This is a genomic window from Pelistega europaea (genome assembly GCF_013133775.1).
Classification (GTDB): Bacteria; Pseudomonadota; Gammaproteobacteria; order Burkholderiales; family Burkholderiaceae_B; genus Taylorella; species Taylorella europaea.
Genome location: NZ_JABGBO010000003.1, coordinates 256693 through 282035, shown reverse-complemented (window position 1 = coordinate 282035; position 25343 = coordinate 256693). Strand labels below are relative to the sequence as shown.

Sequence of the window (25343 nt, the reverse complement as noted above, 5' to 3'; positions counted from 1 at the left end):
CCTAACTCCTTCGCTATCGTCTTCTTTGGGTGAAAATGCAAAAGCCTTTCGCAAGCTTGTTTTTTTATAGATACGGATATCGTCATATTTTGGACTCCTTACTGTCCAAATTTTCCGTACCAGTACATATCTATGAGCATAAAAAAACCACTACATAGTAGTGGTTTTTGGTAATAAGTGGCGGAGCGGACGGGGCTCGAACCCGCGACCCCCGGCGTGACAGGCCGGTATTCTAACCAACTGAACTACCGCTCCGCGCGGTTAACTTTATATAAAACGCAAATAATATGATGACTATCTGCGTAGTGCTAAACCAAGTTGCTTAGCTGACCACTGGTTAGTAGTGGCGTCCCCTAGGGGATTCGAACCCCTGTACCCACCGTGAAAGGGTGGTGTCCTAGGCCTCTAGACGAAGGGGACTTCGTCAAATAAATTGTGGCGGAGCGGACGGGGCTCGAACCCGCGACCCCCGGCGTGACAGGCCGGTATTCTAACCAACTGAACTACCGCTCCGCGCGATAAACTGTACATCTTTTGATGTGTAGACTATAACTAATTAATCATAGTCCGTAAATTCCATTGTTAATCCTGCTTTTGATAAGCTAGCCACTTGGTTAGTAGAGTGGCGTCCCCTAGGGGATTCGAACCCCTGTACCCACCGTGAAAGGGTGGTGTCCTAGGCCTCTAGACGAAGGGGACAGGACTTAACTGTCAAGACGACTAGTATAACATGATTTATTAAAAAATCAAATACTATTTGGTGGAGGTAAGCGGGATCGAACCGCTGACCTCTTGCATGCCATGCAAGCGCTCTACCAACTGAGCTATACCCCCACGGTTTGCTTGAATTGGTAATACTACGGTCTAGTCATTATTTTGTCAATAAGATATTGGAAAACAAGAGCGTTTAAACTGCAAAATGTTGGAAGTTTGCTACTTTTTATGCTAAAAGCACTTTAATTAGCTGAGGTTTAACAACAAATCCCTATTCAACAGCAAGGGTGTATCAGCTTACACAGAGAAATGATAAAAGTTATTGACGACGTTTTCTAATGCGTTGTATTGTTGCAACAATTAGCGTAAATACAACAAATATTAGAAATGGAGCATTCTTAGCTTGTGCATAGGGAGTTAGTCCTGTCATTCCTTGAATGTCTACATCCAATACGCCAGCCTGCAGATAGGGCAGTTTATCCACAATATCCCCTTTTTCATTAATATAAGCTGTTGCCCCAGTATTGGTTGCTCTAAGCATAGGGCGAGCAGTTTCTACAGCACGCATACGAGCCATTTGCAAATGCTGCCCTAATGCACTGCTATTGCCAAACCATCCCAGGTTGCTGACATTAAAGAGAATAGTTGCACCAGGGTAGGGTTGGATGCCCATAGAGGTTGATAGAGTAGTTGGAAAGAGATCATTGAGTAACTCCTCACCAAAAATGTCCTCATAGCAAATATTGGGGGCGAGGGCTTGCTGATTAATGAGTATATTAGCCTGTAGTCTATTGCCTAGGTTAAAGTCCCCTAGAGGAATACCAAGTGCATGGACAAACCAATGAAATCCTGTAGGAATATATTCCCCAAAGGGGACAAGATGGCGTTTGTCATAATGCGGTACACCTCCACGATAGAGTGCTTCAATAGGAGTGGTGCCATCGACGACAAGAATACTATTTGTAATCATTGGAACGCCACTAAGAGAGTCCTCTGCATAGGCACTACCAATAAAATATGTTGCCTGCTGGACTCTTGCTTGGTCGATAATATGCTGCCAAATTTCAGGTGGTAGCTGATTCTGATAGGTTGGGATAATTGTCTCAGGAAAAATAACTACTTTGGGAGGATTAAAAGGGTTCTTAGCAGGCTGGTTAGCTAATTCAAAGTTACGCATTATGCTAGGTAGCATAGTGATAGGGGAAAATTTCTCATGCTGGTCTATATTTCCTTGTACTAGGCGGACAGGTAAAGCATCCCCGATAGGTGATGACCAGGGGAAACTCTTGACTAGTTGGCCAGCAATAAGTATTAGAGCAACCAGCATCCATTTTTGCCAGGAGAAACGCAGAACTCCTACTACTAGTAGTGCAGCAATGAAAGCTGCCAACCAAGCCACTCCATAGGCTCCCCATAGTGAAGCCCAGCCACTGAGAGGTCCATCTACATGGGCATAGGCAATATTTAGCCAAGGAAAACCTGTTAGCACAGTTCCTCTCAACCATTCGCAGAGTGCCCAAGCAGAGGCGATTAAGATAGCATTGCCCACAGTGGCTGCTGCTTTTGGGGTGGATGGTGAAGTCCCTGTATTTGTGGTAGAGAGTGGTGAGTTAAAGTCTTTTGTCACCCTGTCTGTAGAGGAGATCTTTTTGCTTAGGTAGCGAAAAATAGCTCCTGCCAACATAGGGTAGAGTGATAAATAAAACGATAATAAAAATACGGCTGCCGCTGCCAATGGTGCTGATAATCCACCATAGGTATTCATGCTGATAAATAACCAGTAAATACCGGAGCAGAAGTGGCTGATAGAGAATGCAAAGCTATAGCGAATGGCATAGCGAGGTTGAGCAAAAATATACCCAAATAGGGTTGCTAGCATCAATAGTTGAATAGGAGCCAGCAAACTTGCAGGAAATAAATCAGAGGAAAACGTCTGGGCGTGTACTATCCCAGCGAGTAAAAGAATCAGCCAACGCATAGTCATTATTGAGATGTTTGCTCATCTGTAGGTGTGGTCAGTGGTACTCGGCGAATATGAATCCACTGGGCACGCTTTTCATCTGCACGCAACACTTTAAATTTTAAATCTTCAAAAGCATAAGTATCGCCACGTTTGGGGATTTGGTCAAGCTCGGCAGCTAACCAGCCTCCTAGAGTGTCATATTCATCTTCGGGTAAGTGACTATGAAGAGCCTCATTTAAATGTTTAATTTGTGTTATTCCCATGACACGCCAGCTATAGTCTGACTCAGGGAAGATAGTTTGTTCTGCATCCTCATCGTATTCATCTTCGATTTCGCCGACAATTTGCTCTAGGATGTCTTCCATGGTCACAAGACCTGTAATACTACCGTACTCGTCAATAACGATAGCGATATGGTTGCGTGTCGTGCGAAACTCTTGCATCAGGCTTTTGAGTGTTTTGGTTTCAGGAACAAAATATGCTGGACGTACCAAATCCCGTAGATTTTGATTGGGGTTAACTACATAACGCAGTAAATCCTTGGCGAGCAATAAGCCGATGATATTGTCACGCTCCTCTTCATATACCGGAAAGCGAGAGTGAGCTGTCTCAATGATATAAGGAACTAGCTCATGGATGGGTTGATTAATATCAATACAATCCATCTTGGAGCGAGAAACCATGATGTCGCTCGCGATTTTTTCAGTAAAAGAAATCGCCCCTAACACCATTAGATGTGTTTCTTGATCAATAATGCCTCGCTCATGGGCAGTGTTGAGAATCTCGTTAATATCCTCTCTATCTTCGGGTTCATGCTGTAGGCTAAACAAGCCTTTCACCTTTTCAGAGATTCGTCGAGAAATTGATTTATTTGATTTAACGTCCGTGGACGGGTAGGGTTCTGATGACATTGATATAACGTCGAGTTAAAGGGAATTTAAGCATAACCTAAAATTCCCGTTAAAAGGGTAAAAATTTCAAAAATTTAGTGAAAATACTGATAAAAGAGACGATTATGCACCATAAATGGTAGTGGTTGGCTCTTATGACTCTCTGTCTTGATAGGGATTAGGAAAACCTATCTTTTTTAGAATATGAGTCTCTAATGCTTCCATATGCTGGGCCTCCTCTTCTTCGATATGGTCGTATCCTAGTGAATGTAGTACACCATGTACAAGTAGATGGGCTGCATGTTGTTCAAAAGTTTTGTGTTGTTCATGTGCTTCGGTGCGTAGGATAGGTACACAAATAATAATATCGCCCCGCACAGTTTGTAGTTCATCAAGTCCATATTCAAATGTTAATACATTTGGAGCATAGTCTTTTTGGCGATAGGTTTTGTTGAGTTCAATGGCTTCGGGCTTATCGACAAAGCGACAAGTGAGCTCAGCAAACTCAAATTCTACTTCTTCGTGAGCAGCTTTAATCGCCTGTAACGCCCATGCACGTAGCTTCTGACGAGAGAGCTCTGGCACTTCTACTGCATATTGAACCGAGAATTGCAACATAATTATTTTTTCTCCGCTTGCTCGTACGCATCAATAATGCGAGCCACAAGAGGATGGCGTACAACATCTTTACTAGTAAATCGATTGATTTTAATCCCTTGTACATCTTTTAGGATGTGCAGGGAGTGCATAAGCCCACTTTTTTGGCCTTTGGGTAAGTCTACTTGACTAGGATCTCCTGTGATGACAGCCTTACTACCAAAACCAATACGGGTGAGGAACATTTTCATCTGCTCAGGAGTGGTATTCTGTGCTTCATCGAGAATCACAAAGGCATGGTTTAGTGTGCGCCCGCGCATATAGGCTAACGGAGCAATTTCAATGGTTTGCTTTTCAAAAAGTTTTTGTACCTTTTCAAACCCCATCAAATCATATAAAGCATCATAAAGCGGACGCAAGTAAGGGTCGACTTTTTGGGCTAAATCTCCTGGTAAGAAACCGAGTCGCTCACCTGCCTCTACCGCAGGGCGTGTCAAAATGATTCGCTGTACATTATCTCGCTCTAGGGCATCAATTGCACAAGCTACGGCTAGCCATGTTTTTCCTGTGCCTGCAGGTCCAACACCAAAAGTAATGTCGGTATGCAAAATATTTTGTAGATAACTGCGTTGACGTGGCGTACGAGGGCGTAAATCATTTTTACGTACACGTAGCTGAAACGCTGTATTTTCATCGGTAATAGATGGGGAACTAAAGTCCTCTTCTTCTGCAATTTCAGGCTCTGAGGCTGTTTTGTGTTGTGCTTTCAGCTCCACTAAGCCAAGTTGAATATCATCGATGGAAAGTGGTTGGTGTGTGGCTCTGTGAAAGAATAACTCAATTGTATTTGCTGCTTCTTGTGCATGCACTCCCTCGATATTGATGCGAGCACCATTGCGACCGATGTGTACATCCCAGGCAATAGCAATTTGACGCAAGTTTTCATCCAAAGGACCGAGGAAGTTGGCAAGATGGGTATTGTCACCATCTAGTGTGAGAGATTTTTGTTTTGCTGTCATATTCTTTGTTGTGTCTGAGCGACGATACTATATCGTCGCTGAAACACATTTTAAATGCATTCATACTCTATGTTATGTCATAGGGATGAGCAAAAACATAGAGTGATGATGACCAAAGGATTAGTCTTCTTTTAAAACGACTTCTCCACGTAAAGAGTTGGTGTAAACCGCTGTGATACGTACATCGACTATTTGACCAATTAAACGGTCGCCACCCTCGAAGTTGACAATACGGTTATTTTCCGTACGTCCCATGAGTTCTTGGCTATCGCGACGTGATTTACCTTCAACAAGAACCTTCTGAACTGTACCTAACATTTTCTCGCTGATAGCTTTGGCCTGCTTATTAATCTGTGCTTGCAGACGTTGTAGGCGTTTTAGCTTCACATCATAAGGGGTATCGTCATGTAAGTCTGCAGCAGGAGTGCCCGGGCGACGTGAGTAAATGAAAGAGAAAGAGTGATCAATATTTAAATCCTGAATCAATTTCATGGTCGCCTCAAAATCCTCATCTGTTTCACCAGGGAAACCCACAATAAAGTCAGACGATAAAGTTAAGCCAGGGCGAGCTGCATACAACTTACGAGCAATGGACTTGAATTCTAGTGCAGTATAGCCACGCTTCATAGCAGCGAGTACGCGATCACTACCAGCTTGAACAGGTAGATGCAAGAATGGCACTAGTTTAGGTAAAGTCGCATGTGCATCGATTAGACGTTTAGTCATCTCTTTAGGGTGAGAGGTTGTATAGCGGATGCGTTCAATCCCTGGGATTTCATGGACATACTCAAGCAACATGGCAAAGTCGGCAATTTCGCCAGTATCTTTCATTACACCACGGTAGGCATTGACGTTTTGCCCCAATAAATTGACTTCTTTTACACCTTGATCGGCAAGGTCAGCAACCTCCATCAATACATCTTCAAAAGGACGGGAGATTTCTTCGCCGCGGGTATAAGGCACTACACAATAAGAACAATACTTACTGCACCCCTCCATAATAGACACAAAAGCAGTTGGTCCATCAACACGAGCAGGAGGAAGTGCGTCAAACTTTTCAATCTCAGGAAAGCTGACATCAACTTGAGGGCGACCAGTAGCCTTTTTCTGATTAATTAATTGAGGCAAACGGTGTAGGGTCTGAGGACCAAACACAACATCTACATAAGGAGCACGTTGAATAATAGTGGCACCTTCTTGGCTTGCGACACAGCCGCCAACACCAATTAAAAGATTAGGATTCTTTTTCTTCAGTTGGTTCATGCGACCTAGGTCAGAGAATACTTTTTCCTGTGCTTTTTCACGGATAGAACAAGTATTAAGAAGAATGACATCTGCTTCTTCAGGATTATCAGTGAGTTCTAGACCTTGTTCTGCATTAAGTAAATCGGCCATTTTGTCTGAGTCGTATTCATTCATCTGACAGCCGAAAGTTTTGATGTAGAGTTTTTTGGCACCAGCAGGAAGAGTAATGCTCTCACCAGTTATTGGTGCATTTTGCGGTGTAGAAGTCACACCTTCACGTTTGATGGAAAGTTCTTGCATAAAAGATACCGTAGCGGGTTTTTATCCCGAGGGTAGAAAGTTGGAAAAGAGGTATTCTACCTTTTTTACATTATTTTTTCCTCTATCTTGTTGTTTTTTAACAAAAGTATATTTAATGGCAGTTAATAGCAGGAGTGGTGTGTTTGAGTAGCAAAGGAAGGGAGGTGTGTTTTTAGGAACGTATTGAATGGTTTATAATAGAACACACTGATGATGTGGTTATCATCGTGTCTATGATTTAGGAGAATTCGTAATGAATAAAAAAGCAGAAAGTTTTAAAGAGTTTCTAGATAATGCCAAAATCGGTGTTTTTGCAGTAGAAGAGGTGGCTGATGATGCGTTAAACTCTGTGATTTTCCGTTCTCATTTGGATATTGGTGGTAATCAATTACCAACCATCGTCGTATTAGATGATTCTGTGTATGCGATGATTCGCATTTTAATTGCTCCTAAGGTTGAAGATGAACAACATGCAGAGAAAGTACGTGCTTTATTAAACGACTTTAATAAGCAATTTAAGGTGTTTAAATATTATCTAGATGATAATAATGCTATTGTTCTTGATTTGTGCTTGGTAACTCCGGGTGACAAGATCGAAGGTGAGCTTGTTTATGCCATGTTTGATTTAGTGATTAATCATCTTAACGAGTCCTACAAAAACTTGATGAATGCTGTTTGGGGCAAATAGTCTTTGAGACGGTTAACATTTATCTCTGTTGTGACAGAGATGGAGATTTTGCCAAGGTTTGGCTTATTATTGCCTATGTAATTTACAGTAGGCGACACCCAAAGGTTAGGAGTGATTTCCTAACCTTTTTATCTGAATTATGTGATTAAGTAGATTACAATAAGCGTTACGTTATTTCATGGAAAGGGGATATATGGAACAACTTATCGCTTATCTGAATGCAACGCCCGCACTGTTGTTAGCATTCATCTTGGCACTGGGGATTGCTGCGCAGTGGCTAGCATGGTACCTCAAGCAACCATCTATTCTGTTTCTCTTGATATTGGGGCTGCTAATCGGACCGGTGTCAGGTATTTTGCAACCAGACAAGTTGCTTGGTGATTTATTATTCCCTTTTATTTCTCTAGGTGTTGCTATTATCCTATTTGAAGGCTCGCTTACACTTCAATTTCACGAAATTAAGCAACACGGTAGTGTAGTCAATCGTCTTGTTACGATTGGTCCACTTATTACGATTGTTGTAATAGCAGCAGCTGCACACTGGATGATGAATTTAAGTGTCCAGATTTCCTTATTGCTGGGAGCATTGGTGTGCGTGACTGGTCCTACTGTTATTGCTCCTTTACTCAAAAGTGTTCGTCCCAATAAAGCTATTCGTAACGTGTTGCGCTGGGAAGGTATCATTATTGATCCTATTGGTGCCATTGCAGTGGTATTGATTTATCAGTACATTATCACAGGTGGTGAAGATAGTTCAATGCTGCTGTTTGGTAAAATTGTGTTGACAGCAAGCGTACTTGGATTAATTGGAGCTTTTGTACTGGCCAATTTGATTATTCGTCATTGGATGCCGGATTACCTGAGAAATGTCTTTACCCTAGCCTATGTATTGTTGCTTTTTACCTTATCCAATGCTATTGAGCATGAGTCTGGCCTGCTTACCGTGACCATTCTTGGGGTGGCACTTGCCAATTGGCCTAAGTTTCCTCGAGACCATATTTTGGAGTTTAATGAGTCACTAACCATTTTGCTTATTTCAGTATTATTCATTGTATTGGCTGCGAGAGTGGATTTAAACGCCCTTATGGGAGTTGGTGCTGGGGGAGTGTTGGTGTTGCTAGTTGTTATGCTAATTGCTCGTCCACTTGCTGTTTTTATTTGTGCACATAACTCTATTCTGACACTCAATGAAAAATTGATGATTAGTTGGATTGGGCCTAGAGGGATTGTGGCTGCTGCGATTTCTTCTTTATTTGCTATCAAATTACAGAGTTACCATATTGAGGGTTATGACAAACTAGTACCTTTAGTATTTTTGATTATTATCGGTACAGTGTTGATTCAGGGTATGGGGGCAAAATTAGTTGGTAGTTTATTGGGCGTACGTGAGCCTGTGAATAATGGAGTGTTAATCATTGGTTCCAATCCGGTGGCATTGGCGGTTGCTGAGAGTTTGAATAAAGAAGGGTTTGATGTTGTGGTGGCCGATAGTCACTATACCAATTTATCAAAAATACGTATGGCAGGGATTCGTACTTACTATGGAAATCCTGTTTCTGAAGATGCAGAAAGAAATCTTGACTTGATTGGTATTGGGCATCTTTTTGCTATGAGTGTTGACAAAGAATTGAATACGTTGAGTGAGCTTTATTATAAACATGAGTTTGGCTCGCAACATATTTATCGACTACAGCTGTCGGCAGAGCAAAATGCTTCTGAACGCAATCAAAAGCAGCACCAATTTTCATCACGTTTGTTGTTTGGCGATACTGTTACCTATAGTCGGCTGGCGAGTATGTTATCAAGAAATGCACGCATCAAGACCACTAATTTGACAGACAACTATACTTATGAGCAGTTCTTGGCGGATAACCCACAGGCTATTCCCATGTTGACAATAGATAAAAAGAATAATCTGCATATTATTACACAACAAACTAAGTCAAAAGACCTGCAAGAAGTGAAGTTGCTTTCTTTGGTAGAGCCATTACAAGAAGAGAATTAGCCTTGATTTTTATCTTGGCTTTCGTAATTTTGAAGAAAAAAGAGCAGATTGGTATATTAATCAATCTGCTTTTAAAATATGGTGTGATTAAGGGCGAGGGGCTTATTTGTTATTGCTAAAGCGTGAGGTATTACGAATAAGGCTCTCTTGAATTGTGCTGGTGAGTAGCTCTCCTTGTTGGTTGTAGACTTTCCCTAAGTTAAGGCCTCGTCCACCGTATGCATTAGGAGACTCTAAAACATAGACATTCCACTCATTGAGATTGATAGGACGGTGAAACCAAATAGAATGATCTAGGCTTGCCATTTGTAGTTGTGGATCAAAGCCACTTTGTTGGTGAGGCAATAAGCTGGTAAAAATGAGGTAAAAATCACTTGCATAGGCAAGAGCAGCTTTATGCAACAAAACATTATCAATAGGAATTTCACCGGTAGCTTTAAACCAGCAATATGTTTTAGCAGGGAAATCTCCTCCCTTAAGTAGGCGTTTAGGTGTGCTGCACGAATTTCGATAGCATCTCCATCAATGGTATGCCGTTTAACAACTGACTTTGGCAACAGATGTTGGTGTTGTCTTGCAAATTCTGCTTCGCTAGGTAATTCCTCTGGAGTGAGAAGTCCTTCTGGTAGAGCAGCATGATGTTCAAAGCCGATTTCAGGTACTTGGTAGCTAGTTGCTATTGACGAGGAATGGGAGAAACAAAAACTCATACCTCGAACGTTTTGGAACGTATTGGGTGAAAACGGTTTTTTATGTGTGGATGTGCCTGATGTCTACGGAGGGTATGCTGCTCCGATAGAGTATTCCTTACGTATTGTGCAAGAAACAGCCAAGGCGGGTTTTTCCGCCCTAGCTGTAGGAATGGGAGGACAGAGTGAGCTAGTTTCTCCATATATCCAGCATATCGGTTCAGAAATGCAAAAACAGTATTGGCTACCTAAAATGGTATCGGGAGAGGTTGTTTCTGCCATTGCAATGACAGAGGCGGACGCAGGCTCTGATTTACAGTCTATGCGGACACAAGCCGTGCTTGATGGTGATGAATATGTTATCAATGGTGCTAAAACCTTTATTTCTAATTTGTTTTGGGGCAGGCACAATGCAAGGTGTTGGCAGTAACAGCATTTGTTCAGGAGTGTTTGCAAGATTACGCTACGGGTAACTTGACAATACCAAAGGTAGCAGCACTTAAGTGTTTCACCACGGATATACAGTGTGAAGTTATTGATATGCTACTCCAACTTTTTGGAGGGTATGGATATATGACAGAATATCCTATTTCACGGTTCTATACTGATGCCAGAGTACAAAAGATTTATGGCGGAACAAATGAAATTATGAAAGAAATAGTAGCACGGGAATTGGTAGGGAGGTAAATAGTAAACAAAAACTTTACAAATAAAAAAATGAGAGTATAATACTTTCAATCGTAATTTTTTTTATTACAAAATGTCTGAGTTTCTTATTGCTATTCATGCCTTAGTGTATTTGGGACACTGCAACACTGCCCTGAACAGCGAACAGTTAGCAGAAAATATTTGTGTTAATCCTGTTAGAGTTCGGGCAGTGATGAAGTGTTTTGTAGATAGTGGTATTGTGAAAACTAAGCGAGGTCATAGCGGGGGGTATGTGTTGGCTACGTCTTTAGAGGCGATTAGTCTTGCGGATGTTGCTCAAACTTTGCACTATGAACTTATTCACAATAACTGGTACACCGGGGATGAAAATGCTTGTTGTCAGATTTCAGCGGGCATACAAGGATATATTCGAGGCTTGATTTCAATTATTAATATTGATATTTACAATCTTTTAAAGAAGATTTCCTTAAAAGAAGTAGAAACGACTATTTTAAAAAGAGAAAACCATGAAACATTATGATTTGATTGTATTAGGCTGGGGTAAAGCAGGTAAGACTTTAGCTGGAAAGTATGCCTCAAAAGGTAAAAAAGTAGCCATTATTGAAAAAGACGCTAAGATGTATGGAGGCACTTGTATTAATGTTGGGTGCTTACCTACTAAGTCATTAGTGCACAGTGCAGGGTTAATCCATGAGATTGGAGAATTGGGCGTTACAAGAGATGCCGACTTTAACCAGCAAGGTTATGCTTTAGCCATGGCGCGCAAGAAGGCAGTGATAGCTAAACTTAACCAAAAGAATTTTGGGTTACTCAATGACAATCCAAATGTAGATGTTTATACAGGCGAAGGGAAGTTTATTTCTGACAAGGAAATTCAGGTTAATGATGAAGTATTGACAGCAGAATATATTGTGATTAATACGGGTTCCCAATCTCGAGAACTTCCCATTAAGGGGGCTGACTCTTCTCATGTGATGGATTCACAAGGTATGCTTGATGTTGAAGCATTACCTCGACGCTTGCTTGTTGTTGGGGCAGGGTTTATTGGTCTGGAATTTGCTAGTTATTTTGCTAACTTTGGTTCACAGGTGGATGTATTTCAGTTTAATGATGAATTTTTGCCTAGTGAGGATGCTGATGTTCAAGAGGAAATCAGAAAGGTATTGGAGGCGAAAGGTATCACTTTCCACTTTAATACTACTGTACAAGAATTTATTGATCAAGGTAATAATGTGTTGGTGAAATACTTATCTAATGGGACCATAGGTGAGCGGGTCTACGATAAGGTATTAGTCTCTGCTGGGCGAGTCCCTAATACTCACAGTTTGGGGTTAGAAAATACAAAAATTCGTCTCGGTAAGCAAGGAGAGATTCTTGTGGATGAATATTTGCGTACTGATGTTCCCAATGTTTTTGCTGTGGGGGATGTCAAAGGGGGAGCATTCTTTACTTACATTTCCTTAGATGACAGTCGTATTGTGTTGCCGCAACTCCTAGAAGAGGGTGGCTCTCGTACTATGAATAATAGAGGATTGTTTGCCACTACTACTTTTATTGATCCTCCTTATGCACGAGTCGGTGAAAACGAAAAAACAGCAGTAGCTAAAGGGATTGGCTATACGGTGAAGAAAGGCTTAAGTGCTGCTGTTCCTAAAGCTCATCTGATTGCTAAAACAGAGGGTTTTACCAAGCTGCTCTTTGATGAAAATCAGATCCTAATTGGAGCACAAGTATTTAACTATGAGGCTCATGAAAATATTAATTTCTTTACCTTAGCTATTAAACAAAAACTTACTTTGCCTGAGCTTAGGGATTTTATTTATACCCATCCTATTTACTTAGAGAGTATGAATGATTTTCTAGGATAACTAGAAATATTGTTCGAATAGGCATAAGAAATACCCAACAAGAGCATCACAGATTAATGATGTATTGTTGGGTATTTTAGTTAGTGGTATATCAATTATTACTTGCTATCACCGTTGACCTAATGCATCAGGTAACGCCAGTGAAATCTCTGGAATATAGGTAATAAGAAGTAGGAAAATCAACAAAATACTTAACCAAGGAGATGCGGCACGAATGACGCTAGTCACTGGGAGTTTGGTAATTGCTGAAGCTACAAAGAGGTTAAGTCCAACAGGAGGTGTTAATAGACCAATTTCCATATTCACTACCATGATAATACCGAGATGGATAGGGTCAATACCCAATTTCATCGCAATAGGGTAAAGGATAGGAACAAGAATCAGAATAATAGCTGATGGTTCCATAAAGGCACCTGCCACTAGCAGAACGATATTGACTACGATGAGGAATTGCCATGGAGCAAGATTCATTGAGGTCACAATCTCAGTGATTTGCTGAGGAATTTGCTCTGTAGTAAGTACATGAGCAAATAGCATTGCATTGGCAATAATAAACATCAGCATCACGCTGAGTTTACCTGACTCTAAAAGGACTTTAGGGCATTCTTTTAATGAAATGTCTTTATATACAAAGACAGCTACACAGAAAGAATACACCGCTGCTACGGCCGCTGCCTCTGTAGCAGTAAAGATACCAGAGTAGATACCACCAAGGATAATTACCATGAGGATAAGCCCCCACAAGGCCTTACGGGCAGAGCTTAACCACTCACGCAAAGTTACACGGGGTAGAGCTGGAAGGTTTTTCTTGCGGGCTACAACATAAATGGCAATCATTAAGATAACCCCAAGGAGCAAGCCTGGCATCACACCAGCCATAAAGAGGCGACCAACAGATTGCTCTGTCGCAGCAGCAAATACTACCATCACCACTGATGGAGGAATCAAGATACCCAGTGTACCAGCATTGGTAACAATCCCTGTACCAAACTCAATAGGATATCCTGAGCGAACCATGCCTGCAATAGCGATAGAGCCTACTGCAGCCACTGTTGCTGGGCTAGAGCCTGAAAGAGCAGCAAAAAGCATGCACGAGAGTACTGAGGCAATGGCTAGTCCACCACGAATATGTCCCACAGATGCATTGGCAAAATCAATAAGGCGTCTAGCCACACCACCTGTGGTCATAAAAGCACCAGCGAGTAGGAAGAATGGAATCGCTAATAGGGTGTAATGCTCTGATGTTTCGTAGATTTTTACCGCAATTGAGCTGATAGAATCATGACTGAAAATCATGATAACGATTGATGCTGAAATACCTAGAGAAATTGCGATAGGTACTCCGATAAGCATTAAAATGAATAAGGATGCAAATAATACGATAATTGACATAGATTACTCCTTATCCTCTTCATTTAGTTTAAGTGCATCACTAGCTTCATCAGCAAGACCAAGGTCGTTTTGTTGTCCTCGGAATAAGCGGAGCAACACTTCTATAAAACGAATGAACACCATTGCAAAACCGATAGGGACAATCATACCTATCTGCCAGACTTTAATATTAAAATCTTGTAAGTCCTCTGCACCAATATCTGCTGTATACATAGCACCAATCCAGCCTGAGCTAGCGTAAATAATCAAGGCACAGAAAGCTAGACAGAGCAAACATGCTAGTATGCTAATGGCACGACGAGCATTGGGAGAGAATTTTCTGATGAGGATATCAATGCCGATGTGACCTGCTGTGCGTACACCATAAGAGGCGCCAAGGAAAATTAAAGCACCAAAGAATAATTTAGTAAGTGCTTGGCTCCAAGTCATCTCCATCGCAAGGGTCATGATAAACAGTGCAATAGGCTCTGCAATGGGTTTAAGGGATTCATAGTTATCAGCTAACATTAAGAATGGCTGATAGGCATTGTTGAGAACCACATAGATAAAGGTAACCAGTGTCATCAATGCAAGAGATAACACAATGAGTATTTCTTCAAGTTTATCCCAAAGGAAAGCAAGTGATTTCATAAAAAAACCTTTTAAAGCAAAAGGGTAATAAGAACTAGCACAGACTAGTCTCATTACCCTCCTTTAGAAGTTATTGTATAGAATTATTTTTGATTAGATGCCTCAGCTGCTGAAATTAAGTCAGCACCAATTTGGCTTTCAAACTTCTTCCATACTGGACGCATAGCATCACGCCATTGCTTACGTTCTGCATCAGAAAGGGTGATGATTTCTGTAGTTTTAGCGTCGATAATTTTTTGTTTATCACCAAGATTAAGTTGATGAGATTTTTTGTTTACATCAACAGCAACCTGATCTAGCACTTCTTGTAAGCCAGTGCGGATGTCAGCAGGTAAGCCATCCCAGAATTTAGTGTTTACGATAACCATGTAAGAAAGCAGACCATGGTTAGATTCAGTGATGTATTTTTGAACCTCATGGATTTTTTGAGAGTAAATATTAGAGTATGGGTTCTCAGCACCATTAACTACACCAGTTTGAAGGGCTTGGTACATCTCTGCAAAGGCCATCTTGCGAGGAATGGCAAGGATTTGTTTGAACTGAGCATCAAGTACTTCAGAGTTTTGTACACGGAATTTTTGACCGCGAGCGTCTGTTGGTACGTGAAGTGGTTTGTTGGCAGAAAGTTGTTTAAGGTCGTTGTTCCAGTAGGCAAGACCAGTGATGCCCTTGTCACGCATAGAGTTTAATAACTCTTTACCTTTGGCACTTACTTGGAAGCGTTGTACAGCTTCAATGTCGTCAAACAAGAACGGTAAATCAAATAGTTGGATTTTAGGAGTAAATTTATCAAACTTAGCAAGAGATGGGGCTAGCATTTGTACGTTACCAGTTAGTAATGCTTCCATCTCTTTGCCGTCGCCGTAAAGAGAAGAGTTAGGATATACCTCTACCACAACACGACCAGGGAATTTTTCCTCGGCTAATTTCTTAAACAGCATAGCACCTTGACCTTTAGGTGTATCAGCAGCAACTACGTGTGAGAATTTAATAACGATAGGGTTATCTGCAAGTGCTGGGCTCACCATGCAAGCACCAAAAACGGCAGTAGAGATGAGTTTAAGTACGCTATTTTTTAGCATAAGAATCTCCTAAAGAGAAAAATTAAAAAACACGGATAGTGAAATGTTAGTCCAATTCGTCAGAGAGCGTAAGCGATTTCATATTGACTAGGGTTTGTACCTAGGTAATGAGTAGTAAGCAACAGAAAGTCTAGGGGTTTTTACTATATTTCGATTCTAGCTATTTGTTGCGAAAATAAGTCAAGATAAAATGATGCAACGCAAAATCTTTCTTTGGATTTTTCACTTATAGATTATTTTACTTTTGAAGGGGATGACGATGAGTTCTGTATTGATACTAATCGTTGGTTTAGTATGTATGGCGGTAGGTTATTTTGTCTACTCACGCTTTGTGGCTACTAAAATTTTCCAACTAGATCCTGATTTCCAGACGCCTGCTCAGGAAATTAATGATGGAGTCGACTTTGTTCCTACTAATAAATTCGTTTTGTGGGGGCATCATTTTACCTCTGTGGCAGGAGCTGCTCCGATAGTTGGTCCTGCTATTGCAGTGATTTGGGGATGGTTACCTGCATTCCTTTGGGTGGTTTTTGGTACGGTATTTTTTGCGGGTATTCATGATATGTCGGCAGTATGGGCAAGTGTGCGCAATAAAGGTCGCTCTATTGGCTCTATTGCTGGTACTGTAGTCAATGGCCGCACACGTAGCCTCTTTATGGTGGTGATTTTCCTTCTTCTTTTAATGGTGAATGCGGTATTTGCAGTGGTTATTGCAGGGATGATGATTAAGACACCATCAGCCGTCTTACCTGTGTGGGGAGCATTGGTCGTGGCGTTTATCGTAGGTCAATGTATTTATCGTTATAAGATGGGGCTTGTATGGGTATCTATCATTGGTGTGGTAGCGCTGTATGGTCTTATCTACGCAGGCCCTATGATGCCATTAGCTTTCCCTGATACAGTGGCTGGGTTGCCTGCTAATGCAGTATGGATTATTTTGCTATTTGTTTATGCGGCAGTTGCCTCTATCCTCCCTGTATGGATGTTGTTGCAGCCACGTGACTATATCAACGGTCTGCAATTATTTGTAGGGTTGTTTGTGCTTTATGCAGCGATTTTTATTGTGAATCCGAGTGTTGTGGCACCAGCAATTAATACAGATGCTCCAACAGGTACTCCACCGATTATGCCATTGCTATTTGTGACGATTGCTTGCGGTGCAATTTCAGGATTCCATGGTTTAGTATCAACTGGTACAACTTCTAAGCAAATCTATCGTGAAACAGATACACGCTTTGTGGGTTATTTCGGAGCAATGGGCGAGGGTATGTTAGCATTGGCTGCAATTCTTGCTGCTACGGCTGGTTTTGCCTCATTGGATGCTTGGAAAGCGGTATATGCAGCTTTCGGTAAAGGCGGTATTGGTGCCTTTATTGATGGTGGTGCGGCGATTATGCATGCAGGTGTTGGTCTTAGCCCGACTTTATCGGCAACAATGTTAACAGTGATGGCAGCCTTGTTTGCTGGTACTACTATGGATACGGGTGTACGTTTGCAACGCTATATTTTCCAAGAGTGGGGTGAGATTTATAATATCAAATCTTTCCAAAATGGTACTGTAGCAACTTTGCTAGCAGTAGGTAGTTGTGTGCTGTTATCCTTTGGTGCTGGTGGTCTTAAAGGTGACGGAGGTATGTTGATATGGCCTTTATTTGGTACCACTAACCAATTAATGGCAGGACTCACTTTACTCGTAGTTAGTGTAATGCTACTTAAGGCAGGACGTAAGGTATGGGTAACACTTATCCCTATGGTATTCTTGCTTATCATGAGTGTATTTGCTTTGTTATTGCAACTTAAGGGTTACTATGATCAAGGTAACTGGCTACTTGTGGTACTTGATGTCATTATCCTTGTTTGCTCAGTACTCGTTTCTTTAGAGTGTGCCGCATCATTAAAACGTTACTGGCCTAAAAAAGCCTAAGAGGTGTTAATGAGTTTAGCTGAGCGTTGGCAAGCGTTTAAAGAGGGGCTGGATGAGTTTTACCATGCCCCTTATCGGCAGACGTTGAGTAGAGCTTACCGCGATGAGCAGGATTTGTTTATGCTGCTTATTTTTGCGGAAAGCCTTGGTGTACCGAACGCAATGACATTTTATACATTAGAATTACAGCCTTTATTAATGGAGGAGTTTCATGACTGGCATAAACGCATGGGCATGGAACACTCCCCTATGGATAGATTTGGGTGCTGTTAATGGATAAATTACTAGAGAGTGCTTCTCAGAAATTTTTACTATTTGTGGGGGGTAAAGGTGGTGTTGGTAAAACTACACATTCTGCAAGTCTTGCTGTGCGTTTAGCAGCATTGGGACGCAAGGTGTTGATTATTTCTACTGACCCTGCTCATAGTCTTGGTGATGTTATTCAGCGTCCTTTATCTAGTGAAATTAAATCTATTACAGATGGTCTTTCAGCCCTAGAGTTAAATCCTCACCATATTGTTGATCAGCATTTTGAACAAGTGGCAGAGACATTAAAGGCTTATACTCGTCCTGAAATGATGAAGTCCTTGCGGCAGCACTTGGAGGCATCGAAATCCTCTCCAGGTGCTGAGGAGGCAGCCCTGCTTGAGGCAATTTGTTCATATATCGTTCAAGCACGTGATAGGGGTTTTCAGCATGTGGTTTTTGATACCGCACCGACGGGACATACCTTGAGGTTGCTGGAGTTGCCTCAGATGATGCAGGCCTGGACAGAGAGCCTATTGGCGCAGCAGGGGCGTCAGCAACGTTTACGTGAGGCGGCTCTGCCTTTTTGGAAAAAGACAGACCAACAACAAAATAGCCTCATGAGTGATGAGCGTAATCGCCGTTGGGATACTGCTCTGCAAGTACTTAAGCGCCGCCAAGAGTTATTTGCAAAGGCAGGAAGCATCATCAATGATGCCAAGCAGACTAGTATTATTCTTGTGATGACGGCAGAGATGTTGCCTTTGGCGGAGACTCGTCGTGCGGTCAAACAGTTGCAGCATTTCCAGTTGCCTTGTCACCATCTTATCATTAATCAGTTGTTGCCTCCCCCAGAAGAGGGGCAAGAGTTCTGGCAGCAACGTTATGAACGTCAGCAAGCGATTGTTGCAGCAATTGAAGCAGACTTTGCTGAGTTAGAACGTCATTATTATGGTTTGCAAGCAGTGGATATTCGCGGAGTAGAGGCACTACAAGAATTCGGTGAGACTGGTGAGGTTTCTGCGGGGAGCTTTCAACCTGGGGGAATTTTTACTCGACATATGGTAGGGTGTGCCTGTTGTGTGCCGAGCGATGAAGAATAGCTCTGTTAGCATTTTAATGCTCTATATATGGCTATAGTGAATTTTTTATAGTGCAACAGGCGCTGCCTGTCTATCTTAAGGGGAATCACTCCCCCTTAAGATTTTCTCTTTTTTAAAGAGGTTATAAGACATAACGAGAGAGATCTTGGCTACTTGCAGTCTCTTCAAGTTTACTATTTACATAGTCTGTATCAATCACCACAGTGCTACCACTTTGTGAAGTTGCATCAAAAGACAAGTCCTCTAATAGCTTCTCCATTACTGTGTAGAGACGACGAGCACCAATGTTCTCTGTACGTTCATTAACATCAAAAGCCAATTCAGCCAACCGATGTAAACCATCTGTTGTAAATTCTAGCTTAACACCTTCGGTTTCCATCAATGCTGTGTACTGTTTTGTTAATGATGCATCAGTTTCATTAAGAATACGAACAAAATCATCAGCAGTAAGAGACTCTAATTCTACTCGTATAGGGAAACGACCTTGTAATTCGGGAATCAAGTCAGATGGACGAGAAAGATGGAAAGCACCTGAAGCAATAAAGAGAATATGGTCAGTTTTAATCATGCCATATTTCGTATTGACAGTAGTACCCTCAACCAATGGGAGTAGGTCACGTTGCACCCCTTGACGAGAAACATCAGCTGAACCATGATCGGAACGGTTAGCGATTTTATCTACCTCATCTAGGAAGACAATGCCGTTTTGTTCAGCATTACGGATAGCTACGTTACGAATTTCTTCCTCATTGACGCGTTTAGCTGCCTCTTCTTCGACAAGCATCTTGAAGGCATTCTTCACCGTCATTTTCTTGGGTTTGACTTTATCCTTGCCAATATTGGCAAAAAGACCGCGAATTTGCTCTGTCATTTCTTCCATGCCAGGCATGCCCATGACTTCCATCTGCATAGTGGGTTGGGCAACTTCAATTTCGATTTCCATATCGTCAATTTTCCCCTCGCGCAGACGCTTGCGGAACGTCTGACGTGCGGTATTTTCTTCGCGGATAGGTTCACCGTGAGCATCGCGGGCAGGAGTGACAAGCACATCAAGAATGCGATCCTCGGCGGCATCTTCCGCTTGTGTGCGGACACGACGCATTTCTAAATCACGTGTTTGTTTGACAGAGATGTCTACTAAATCACGGATAATGGTATCCACATCACGACCGACATAACCGACTTCGGTAAATTTTGTTGCTTCAACTTTAATAAAAGGGGCATTAGCAAGTTTTGCTAAACGGCGTGCGATTTCTGTTTTACCCACGCCAGTAGGACCAATCATAAGGATATTCTTGGGGTGGATTTCGTGACGTAATGGTTCAGGTACTTGTTGGCGACGCCAGCGGTTACGTAATGCTACTGCTACCGACTTCTTGGCTTTATGTTGGCCAACAATATGTTTGTCTAGTTCAGAGACAATCTCTTTTGGGGTCATGATACTTAGGTCGCTCATAACATTCCTTATAACTTTTCAATAATATGGTTCTGATTAGTGTAAATACATAAATCACCAGCGATTTCAAGAGATTTTTTTACAATCTCAGCAGGTGATAAATCAGTGTTTTGTAGTAGTGCAAGTGCTGCAGATTGGGCATAAGCACCGCCAGAACCAATAGCGGCGATACCATGTTCAGGTTCTAAAACATCACCATTGCCTGTCAATACAAGAGTATGTTCTTTATCAGCAACAATCAGCATGGCCTCTAGACGGCGAAGTACGCGATCTGTACGCCAATCTTTAGTTAGCTCAACGGCTGCACGCATTAAATGACCTTGATGTTTTTCTAATTTAGCTTCAAAACGTTCTTGCAAAGTAAAGGCATCGGCCGTCGCACCAGCAAAACCAGCTAAAACAGTATCTTTGTAAAGACGGCGAATCTTGCGGGCAGTACCCTTGATGACTATATTGCCCAATGTGACTTGACCGTCCCCGCCAATAGCGACTTCATTGCCCCGGCGAACACAGACAATGGTCGTAGCATGAAATTGTTCCATAATAAATTCCTAAAGTTTTTAGGCTATATGGGGCATGATGGAGGGATTTCAAGGGGGGGCTTTACGGCTTCTTAATCAAACACCCCGTATTGACGGGGTGTTTGTTTTGTAAGAGGGGTATGAATTTATTAATCACCGTAGAGTTTCTGGCGCTTTTCTCGACGCTCTTGTGCCTCTAGAGATAAGGTAGCTGTAGGACGAGCGAGTAAGCGACGAATACCGATAGGTTCGCCTGTTTCCTCGCACCAGCCGTAGTCTTTAGATTCAATGAGTTGGAGTGATTGCTGTACTTTTTTGAGCAGTTTGCGCTCGCGATCGCGTGTGCGAAGCTCCAACGCATGTTCCTCTTCGATAGTCGCACGGTCAGCAGGGTCAGGTACAAACTGTGTTTCACGAAGATTCTCAGTAGTGACCCCCGCTTTGTTGAGAATGTCGTGCTCTAATGTCTTGAGGCGATGCTTAAAGAATGCTAGTTGAGCATCATTCATATAATCATCTTCTGGCATAGCGAGTAGTTGCTCTTCAGTAAGCAATGTTTCTTCAGCTACTACAGGTGCTTTTTTTGATGATTTTGCCATATTCCAGTCTCCCAGACTTTGCATATAAAAAGTTAATCGAATAGCGTCTTAAGAGAGACACTGTGTAAGTCCTTGTTGGAAAATTTCCTGAGGAAGTTTTCTGCCGATAAATACAATTTTACTTTGTTTTTTCTCTTTTGTAGACCAAGGTTTTCCCGGGTTCGTACCTAGAATCATATGCACGCCTTGGAGTAGATAGCGTACGGGAGCTCCTTTAAGATAGAGAATGCCTTTGTAGCGATATAAGTCGGGACCATAAACTTGTACCATGCCACTGAGAAAATCATCTAACTTAACAGGATCAAATGGACGATCAGAGGTAAACAAGAATGCGCCAATTTCGTCATCGTGGTGAGCATGGTGATGATCATGATGACAATGTTCGTCACACTCGTGGTCATGGTCGTGATGACAATGTTCGTCACATTCATGGTCATGGTGGTGATCATGTGTGCAGTGCTCGTCACACTCATGGTCATGGTGATGATGACAATGTTCACCATGTTCATGTTCGTCTTCTTTAAGAAAGTCTGGGTCAATTTCTAATACGGAGTTAAGATTAAAGCCGGTGATGTCAATAATTTCTGCCAAATCAACTTCACCAAAATGTACTGGCGTGATTTTAGCGCGGGGATTCATCATGACAAGACGATGGCGTAATGCTTGGTATTCTGCATCACTGATTAAATCTACTTTAGAGACAAGAATGCGATCAGCAAAGCCTACTTGTTGTTGTGCCTCAGGTTGGGTATCTAGTGTCTCCATGCCATGCTTTGCATCTACAATCGTGATAACGGCATCTAGCATATAGTAGCTGGCAACCTCTTCATCGATAAAGAAAGTTTGGCATACAGGGCCTGGATTAGCAACACCAGTGGTTTCAATCATTACACGTTCAAATTGAAGCTCGCCTCTCTCGCGACGATCTTTGAGATCAAGAAGTGTGCGTTGTAAATCGCCACGAATAGTACAACATACACAACCGTTATTCAACTCGATAATTTCTTCATCTGAATCTTGTACTAACAGTTCGTTGTCAATGCTTTCTGGTCCAAATTCATTCTCAATAACAGCAATACGACGACCATGATATTCATTGAGAATGCGTTTAAGCAAAGTGGTCTTGCCAGAGCCTAGAAAGCCGGTGAGTACAGTAACTGGAATCATTTTTGTGGCCATGTTATTTCCTAGAAAGTGACAGCTACATAGGGTGTTTAGCCGAATAGAAGACGAAATGTACTTTTATTACAGCCTGTTATTTATAACATAGAAATGTTATATTTGTTTTGCTTTTGCAAAACGCAACACCCAAATTAAGCCGACATTGTAAACTGATATTTAAAAATATCGCTGCTATATGGGGATGCCGATTTAAAAAACAAGAGCATATGCTTATGATTTTGTATGTGAAGAAGCGTGTTTTTGTTGGCAAGAGGTACAGGTGGCACGGATTTCCGTCTGAGGAGCATTTTGACTAAAGCCAACTTGGGCGAGCAAATCATGTAATTGTTCATTAATCTGTGGTGCTCTAATTTCGCGCACAGCACCACATTCTGTACAGACGGCGAGTAAATCATGATGCTCATGTGCGTCAGCATGGATATGTTGACAGGCTGTCCAGCCATTAATGGCATCAAGACGATGGATAAATCCCTCTTCTTCCAGAAACTCCAATGCTCTATAAACAGTGGCGGGCTTAGAGCTGGGGTGAATTTCTTGCATCTTATCAAGAAGCTCATAGGCCTTGAGACTGCGTTCGTTGTCTAGCATGAGCCCTAAAACTTGAGCTCGAATAGTCGTTAAGCGCTTGCCTCTAGACTCGCATAGAGCAGCAGCCTCTGCAAGTTTATGGTTGGTATCAGGCGAAAAGGCGTGTGGACGATCCATCGTGACAAGTCCTTCTGATAAAAAATACTTTTGATATATTATAACATATGCTACAATATATCAAAACGATGAAAGTAATGTTTGCAGTATGAATTCTACAATGAAAACGAATCATTATGCCAATACGGCTGATTTTGCTACCAAAGAGTGCTTGGCTCCCTGTTGTGACCCACATACAGTATTGACAACATCTTTATGGGGGCGACTAAAGCCCCTTTTTTTGTTGTTAGTCTTGTTATGGTTGTTTGTAGCTAACTTCTTGGGTTGGTTATAGATGTTTGCCATTCGTCTGACAGATTTAAGTGTAGGACAGCGCAGAAGTACCCCAGATTTTGTTCTCAAAGGGATTTCTGGACAGTTTGATCAAGGGTCAATGACTGCCATTTTAGGGCCCAATGGGGCAGGAAAATCTACATTGATTAAAACCATTGTGGGTTTTTTGAGACCTATTTCAGGCAAGGTAGATATTGCTCCTCAGCTACGAGAGCAGATGAGTTTGCTTCCTCAGTTAAGCGAGATTGATAAGAGTTTTCCTATTACTGTGCATGACTTGGTTGCACTGGGGGCGTGGCGAAGAGTGGGACCTTTTCGCTCCTACAGCGAAGAGGAGCGTAGTCGCATACGTCATGCCTTGATGCAAGTAGGATTACAGCACCAAGCACAACAATTGATTGGCACACTTTCAGGCGGTCAGTTACAGCGAGCTTTGTTTGCTCGCCTTATTGTGAGAGACCCACAGATTTTCCTGTTGGATGAACCTTTAACTGCCATTGACGAAGATACTTGTGCTGATTTGGTCCGTCTTATGCAGGGGTGGCACCAAGCAGGTAGGACGGTAATTGCAGTTTTACATGATGCCGCCTTGGTCGAAAGAGTCTTTCCTGACACCTTATTATTAGCAGGTGAGCAAGTCGCGTGGGGAAAAACAGCGGATGTCCTTAATGAGGATAACTTACAAAAAGCACGCCGATTGGCACTTAAGGGATTTTAGTTTGTGATGTATGAAATTTTTTTAGCCCCTTTTGTTGATTTTGGATTTATGGCAAGAGGGTTGTTTGGTGCCTTGTTTTTAGCCTTATCGGCTAGCTCAGTCGGAGTTTTTCTGGTGCTGCGCCGTATGAGTCTAGTAGCAGATGCTATGTCTCATGCTATTTTGCCTGGGGTAGCATTGGGCTTCTTGATTGCAGGGATGTCTGTCGGTGCCATGATGCTGGGTGGTTTTGTCACTGGGGTGGTTGTGGCTGTAATGGCTGGACTAATTGCTCGCTGGACGACGCTCAAGGAGGAATCGAGTTTTGCGGCATTGTATTTGGTGTCTTTAGGACTTGGTGTGGTATTGGTATCTATTCGTGGAACCAATATGGATCTTGTACATGTGTTATTTGGATCAGTGTTGGCATTAGACAATGAAAATCTACTCTTTATTATGGTGATGAGTAGTCTGTCAGTCTTGGTGCTATCGATGATTTATCGTCCACTTGTTTTGGATTGTTTGGATGCAGTTTTTTTACGAGCAGAAGGTGGAGGTGGGGCACTTACACATGTGGTGTTTTTATTTTTGCTTGTAATGAATTTACTAGCAGGTTTTCAAGTTTTGGGAACCTTGATGGTGGTCGGTATGATGCTATTGCCCGCTATCTCAGCTAAGTTTTTAGGAAGGACATTAAATCAACAGCTGATAATTTCTGTCTTGCTAGGTATGGTAAGCGTTTATATCGGTATGGTGGTTTCTTTTCAGGTTAATCTTCCCGCTTCTGCCTGTATTATTTTGACCGCAGGTGTAGTGTATTTTTGTGCCTTATGTTTTGGTACCCACGGTGGTCTTGTTTGGCAAATTATTCAACAGAGGAAATAAA

General features: G+C 42.0%; 25 protein-coding genes, 5 tRNA genes and 1 pseudogene. 12 read left to right on the top strand and 19 right to left on the bottom strand.

The genetic code is table 11. The features are described from left to right. Positions 1 to 178: 178 nt before the first annotated feature. The 10 genes from HKX40_RS04265 to miaB form a co-directional block, all read right to left on the bottom strand. A tRNA-Asp gene (locus tag HKX40_RS04265) sits at positions 179 to 255 on the bottom strand. An 89-nt stretch (positions 256 to 344) separates the two neighbouring features. Further along, a tRNA-Glu gene (locus tag HKX40_RS04260) sits at positions 345 to 420 on the bottom strand. A 16-nt stretch (positions 421 to 436) separates the two neighbouring features. Further along, a tRNA-Asp gene (locus HKX40_RS04255) sits at positions 437 to 513 on the bottom strand. A 110-nt stretch (positions 514 to 623) separates the two neighbouring features. After that, positions 624 to 699 (bottom strand) — tRNA-Glu (locus HKX40_RS04250). 59 nt (positions 700 to 758) lie between these two features. Next, positions 759 to 834: transfer RNA gene (locus HKX40_RS04245), tRNA-Ala, on the bottom strand. A gap of 199 nt (positions 835 to 1033) precedes the next feature. Then, a complete protein-coding gene (gene lnt / locus HKX40_RS04240) occupies positions 1034 to 2692 on the bottom strand; it encodes an apolipoprotein N-acyltransferase (protein WP_171588314.1) in 1659 nt (552 codons plus the stop codon). Positions 2693 to 2697: 5 nt separating this feature from the next. Next, positions 2698 to 3588, bottom strand: coding sequence for a CorC family transporter (locus tag HKX40_RS04235; protein ID WP_171588313.1), 891 nt, complete (start codon positions 3586 to 3588; stop codon positions 2698 to 2700). A 132-nt stretch (positions 3589 to 3720) separates the two neighbouring features. Beyond that, a complete protein-coding gene (gene ybeY, locus HKX40_RS04230) occupies positions 3721 to 4185 on the bottom strand; it encodes an rRNA maturation RNase YbeY (RefSeq protein ID WP_171588312.1) in 465 nt (154 codons plus the stop codon). A gap of 2 nt (positions 4186 to 4187) precedes the next feature. Beyond that, the gene (locus HKX40_RS04225; RefSeq protein WP_171588311.1) at positions 4188 to 5183 is read right to left on the bottom strand and encodes a PhoH family protein; all 996 of its coding nucleotides are present in this window, start codon (positions 5181 to 5183) and stop codon (positions 4188 to 4190) included. Positions 5184 to 5303: 120 nt separating this feature from the next. Continuing rightward, positions 5304 to 6728, bottom strand: coding sequence for a tRNA (N6-isopentenyl adenosine(37)-C2)-methylthiotransferase MiaB (miaB, locus tag HKX40_RS04220; protein WP_171588310.1), 1425 nt, complete (start codon positions 6726 to 6728; stop codon positions 5304 to 5306). A 253-nt stretch (positions 6729 to 6981) separates the two neighbouring features. Here miaB and HKX40_RS04215 point away from each other — a divergent pair, with 253 nt between their 5' ends. Beyond that, positions 6982 to 7416 (top strand): type III secretion system chaperone family protein, encoded by a 435-nt coding sequence (locus HKX40_RS04215; protein WP_171588309.1) that lies wholly within the window; start codon positions 6982 to 6984, stop codon positions 7414 to 7416. A gap of 193 nt (positions 7417 to 7609) precedes the next feature. Then, complete coding sequence (locus tag HKX40_RS04210; protein WP_171588308.1) at positions 7610 to 9421, top strand: cation:proton antiporter; 1812 nt, start codon at positions 7610 to 7612, stop codon at positions 9419 to 9421. A gap of 102 nt (positions 9422 to 9523) precedes the next feature. Here the strand turns inward: HKX40_RS04210 and HKX40_RS04205 are convergent. Beyond that, positions 9524 to 9901: pseudogene (locus HKX40_RS04205) on the bottom strand (acyl-CoA thioesterase); the annotation flags it as partial. Positions 9902 to 10099: 198 nt separating this feature from the next. Here HKX40_RS04205 and HKX40_RS10840 point away from each other — a divergent pair. The 4 genes from HKX40_RS10840 to HKX40_RS04190 all read left to right on the top strand — a co-directional run bounded on the left by HKX40_RS10840 (position 10100) and on the right by HKX40_RS04190 (position 12647). Next, positions 10100 to 10540 carry an acyl-CoA dehydrogenase family protein gene (locus tag HKX40_RS10840; protein WP_343042974.1) on the top strand — a complete coding sequence of 147 codons (441 nt, stop codon included), beginning with the start codon at positions 10100 to 10102 and terminating at the stop codon, positions 10538 to 10540. After that, positions 10528 to 10797, top strand: coding sequence for an acyl-CoA dehydrogenase family protein (locus tag HKX40_RS10595; RefSeq protein ID WP_216605159.1), 270 nt, complete (start codon positions 10528 to 10530; stop codon positions 10795 to 10797). The genes HKX40_RS10840 and HKX40_RS10595 overlap by 13 nt, the downstream gene beginning before the upstream one ends. Before the next feature lie 73 nt (positions 10798 to 10870). Beyond that, positions 10871 to 11299 (top strand): RrF2 family transcriptional regulator, encoded by a 429-nt coding sequence (locus HKX40_RS04195; RefSeq protein WP_171588307.1) that lies wholly within the window; start codon positions 10871 to 10873, stop codon positions 11297 to 11299. Further along, positions 11286 to 12647, top strand: a complete 1362-nt coding sequence (locus tag HKX40_RS04190; protein WP_171588306.1) for a dihydrolipoyl dehydrogenase family protein — start codon at positions 11286 to 11288, stop codon at positions 12645 to 12647. The genes HKX40_RS04195 and HKX40_RS04190 overlap by 14 nt, the downstream gene beginning before the upstream one ends. 108 nt (positions 12648 to 12755) lie before the next feature. Here the strand turns inward: HKX40_RS04190 and HKX40_RS04185 are convergent, their stop codons facing one another. The 3 genes from HKX40_RS04185 to HKX40_RS04175 form a co-directional block, all read right to left on the bottom strand. Then, complete coding sequence (locus tag HKX40_RS04185) at positions 12756 to 14039, bottom strand: TRAP transporter large permease (protein ID WP_171588305.1); 1284 nt, start codon at positions 14037 to 14039, stop codon at positions 12756 to 12758. Positions 14040 to 14042: 3 nt separating this feature from the next. Beyond that, positions 14043 to 14669, bottom strand: a complete 627-nt coding sequence (locus tag HKX40_RS04180; RefSeq protein WP_171588304.1) for a TRAP transporter small permease — start codon at positions 14667 to 14669, stop codon at positions 14043 to 14045. 83 nt (positions 14670 to 14752) lie between these two features. Continuing rightward, positions 14753 to 15751, bottom strand: coding sequence for a TRAP transporter substrate-binding protein (locus HKX40_RS04175; RefSeq protein WP_171588303.1), 999 nt, complete (start codon positions 15749 to 15751; stop codon positions 14753 to 14755). A gap of 259 nt (positions 15752 to 16010) precedes the next feature. Here HKX40_RS04175 and HKX40_RS04170 point away from each other — a divergent pair, with 259 nt between their 5' ends. From HKX40_RS04170 to HKX40_RS04160, 3 genes are read left to right on the top strand one after another with little or no spacing between them, the layout of a single operon-like run. Continuing rightward, the gene (locus tag HKX40_RS04170) at positions 16011 to 17675 is read left to right on the top strand and encodes a carbon starvation CstA family protein (RefSeq protein ID WP_171588302.1); all 1665 of its coding nucleotides are present in this window, start codon (positions 16011 to 16013) and stop codon (positions 17673 to 17675) included. 9 nt (positions 17676 to 17684) lie between these two features. Then, a complete protein-coding gene (locus HKX40_RS04165; RefSeq protein WP_171588301.1) occupies positions 17685 to 17948 on the top strand; it encodes a cory-CC-star protein in 264 nt (87 codons plus the stop codon). Then, positions 17948 to 19024: an ArsA family ATPase gene (locus tag HKX40_RS04160; protein WP_171588300.1), complete on the top strand. Its 1077-nt coding sequence runs from the start codon at positions 17948 to 17950 to the stop codon at positions 19022 to 19024. Before HKX40_RS04165 ends, HKX40_RS04160 begins: the two co-directional genes overlap by 1 nt. Positions 19025 to 19145: 121 nt before the next feature. Here HKX40_RS04160 and hslU read toward each other — a convergent pair whose 3' ends face one another. From hslU to HKX40_RS04135, 5 genes are all read right to left on the bottom strand, one after another. Beyond that, on the bottom strand, positions 19146 to 20480 hold the full coding sequence (hslU, locus tag HKX40_RS04155) for an ATP-dependent protease ATPase subunit HslU (RefSeq protein WP_171588299.1): 1335 nt from the start codon (positions 20478 to 20480) through the stop codon (positions 19146 to 19148). An 8-nt stretch (positions 20481 to 20488) separates the two neighbouring features. Beyond that, a complete protein-coding gene (hslV, locus tag HKX40_RS04150; protein WP_171588298.1) occupies positions 20489 to 21022 on the bottom strand; it encodes an ATP-dependent protease subunit HslV in 534 nt (177 codons plus the stop codon). Between the two features lie 128 nt (positions 21023 to 21150). Then, positions 21151 to 21600 carry an RNA polymerase-binding protein DksA gene (dksA, locus tag HKX40_RS04145; protein WP_171588297.1) on the bottom strand — a complete coding sequence of 150 codons (450 nt, stop codon included), beginning with the start codon at positions 21598 to 21600 and terminating at the stop codon, positions 21151 to 21153. Between the two features lie 48 nt (positions 21601 to 21648). Then, the gene (locus tag HKX40_RS04140) at positions 21649 to 22779 is read right to left on the bottom strand and encodes a CobW family GTP-binding protein (protein WP_171588296.1); all 1131 of its coding nucleotides are present in this window, start codon (positions 22777 to 22779) and stop codon (positions 21649 to 21651) included. 213 nt (positions 22780 to 22992) lie between these two features. After that, positions 22993 to 23487, bottom strand: coding sequence for a transcriptional repressor (locus HKX40_RS04135; RefSeq protein ID WP_171588295.1), 495 nt, complete (start codon positions 23485 to 23487; stop codon positions 22993 to 22995). 100 nt (positions 23488 to 23587) lie between these two features. Between HKX40_RS04135 and HKX40_RS04130 the strand changes: the two genes are divergently transcribed. Genes HKX40_RS04130 through HKX40_RS04120 form a run of 3 tightly spaced genes read left to right on the top strand, consistent with a single transcriptional unit; the run spans position 23588 to position 25342 of the window. Then, on the top strand, positions 23588 to 23761 hold the full coding sequence (locus HKX40_RS04130; RefSeq protein ID WP_171588294.1) for a hypothetical protein: 174 nt from the start codon (positions 23588 to 23590) through the stop codon (positions 23759 to 23761). Beyond that, the gene (locus HKX40_RS04125) at positions 23762 to 24478 is read left to right on the top strand and encodes a metal ABC transporter ATP-binding protein (RefSeq protein WP_171588293.1); all 717 of its coding nucleotides are present in this window, start codon (positions 23762 to 23764) and stop codon (positions 24476 to 24478) included. It abuts the gene before it with no gap. Positions 24479 to 24484: 6 nt separating this feature from the next. Further along, a complete protein-coding gene (locus tag HKX40_RS04120) occupies positions 24485 to 25342 on the top strand; it encodes a metal ABC transporter permease (protein WP_171588330.1) in 858 nt (285 codons plus the stop codon). The last annotated feature ends 1 nt before the right edge of the window (position 25343 follow it).

Coding starts and splice junctions, on each gene's coding strand:
- HKX40_RS04210 (WP_171588308.1), top strand. CDS start 7,610: ATGGAACAACTTATCGCTTATCTGAATGCAACGCCCGCACTGTTGTTA.
- HKX40_RS04170 (WP_171588302.1), top strand. CDS start 16,011: ATGAGTTCTGTATTGATACTAATCGTTGGTTTAGTATGTATGGCGGTA.
- HKX40_RS04130 (WP_171588294.1), top strand. CDS start 23,588: ATGAAAACGAATCATTATGCCAATACGGCTGATTTTGCTACCAAAGAG.
- HKX40_RS04120 (WP_171588330.1), top strand. CDS start 24,485: ATGTATGAAATTTTTTTAGCCCCTTTTGTTGATTTTGGATTTATGGCA.
- HKX40_RS04140 (WP_171588296.1), bottom strand. CDS start 22,779: ATGGCCACAAAAATGATTCCAGTTACTGTACTCACCGGCTTTCTAGGC.
- HKX40_RS04235 (WP_171588313.1), bottom strand. CDS start 3,588: ATGTCATCAGAACCCTACCCGTCCACGGACGTTAAATCAAATAAATCA.
- HKX40_RS04195 (WP_171588307.1), top strand. CDS start 10,871: ATGTCTGAGTTTCTTATTGCTATTCATGCCTTAGTGTATTTGGGACAC.
- ybeY (WP_171588312.1), bottom strand. CDS start 4,185: ATGTTGCAATTCTCGGTTCAATATGCAGTAGAAGTGCCAGAGCTCTCT.
- HKX40_RS04225 (WP_171588311.1), bottom strand. CDS start 5,183: ATGACAGCAAAACAAAAATCTCTCACACTAGATGGTGACAATACCCAT.
- hslU (WP_171588299.1), bottom strand. CDS start 20,480: ATGAGCGACCTAAGTATCATGACCCCAAAAGAGATTGTCTCTGAACTA.
- lnt (WP_171588314.1), bottom strand. CDS start 2,692: ATGCGTTGGCTGATTCTTTTACTCGCTGGGATAGTACACGCCCAGACG.
- HKX40_RS04215 (WP_171588309.1), top strand. CDS start 6,982: ATGAATAAAAAAGCAGAAAGTTTTAAAGAGTTTCTAGATAATGCCAAA.
- HKX40_RS04165 (WP_171588301.1), top strand. CDS start 17,685: ATGAGTTTAGCTGAGCGTTGGCAAGCGTTTAAAGAGGGGCTGGATGAG.
- HKX40_RS04125 (WP_171588293.1), top strand. CDS start 23,762: ATGTTTGCCATTCGTCTGACAGATTTAAGTGTAGGACAGCGCAGAAGT.
- miaB (WP_171588310.1), bottom strand. CDS start 6,728: ATGCAAGAACTTTCCATCAAACGTGAAGGTGTGACTTCTACACCGCAA.
- HKX40_RS04160 (WP_171588300.1), top strand. CDS start 17,948: ATGGATAAATTACTAGAGAGTGCTTCTCAGAAATTTTTACTATTTGTG.
- HKX40_RS04190 (WP_171588306.1), top strand. CDS start 11,286: ATGAAACATTATGATTTGATTGTATTAGGCTGGGGTAAAGCAGGTAAG.
- HKX40_RS04135 (WP_171588295.1), bottom strand. CDS start 23,487: ATGGATCGTCCACACGCCTTTTCGCCTGATACCAACCATAAACTTGCA.
- HKX40_RS04180 (WP_171588304.1), bottom strand. CDS start 14,669: ATGAAATCACTTGCTTTCCTTTGGGATAAACTTGAAGAAATACTCATT.
- HKX40_RS04185 (WP_171588305.1), bottom strand. CDS start 14,039: ATGTCAATTATCGTATTATTTGCATCCTTATTCATTTTAATGCTTATC.
- dksA (WP_171588297.1), bottom strand. CDS start 21,600: ATGGCAAAATCATCAAAAAAAGCACCTGTAGTAGCTGAAGAAACATTG.
- HKX40_RS04175 (WP_171588303.1), bottom strand. CDS start 15,751: ATGCTAAAAAATAGCGTACTTAAACTCATCTCTACTGCCGTTTTTGGT.
- hslV (WP_171588298.1), bottom strand. CDS start 21,022: ATGGAACAATTTCATGCTACGACCATTGTCTGTGTTCGCCGGGGCAAT.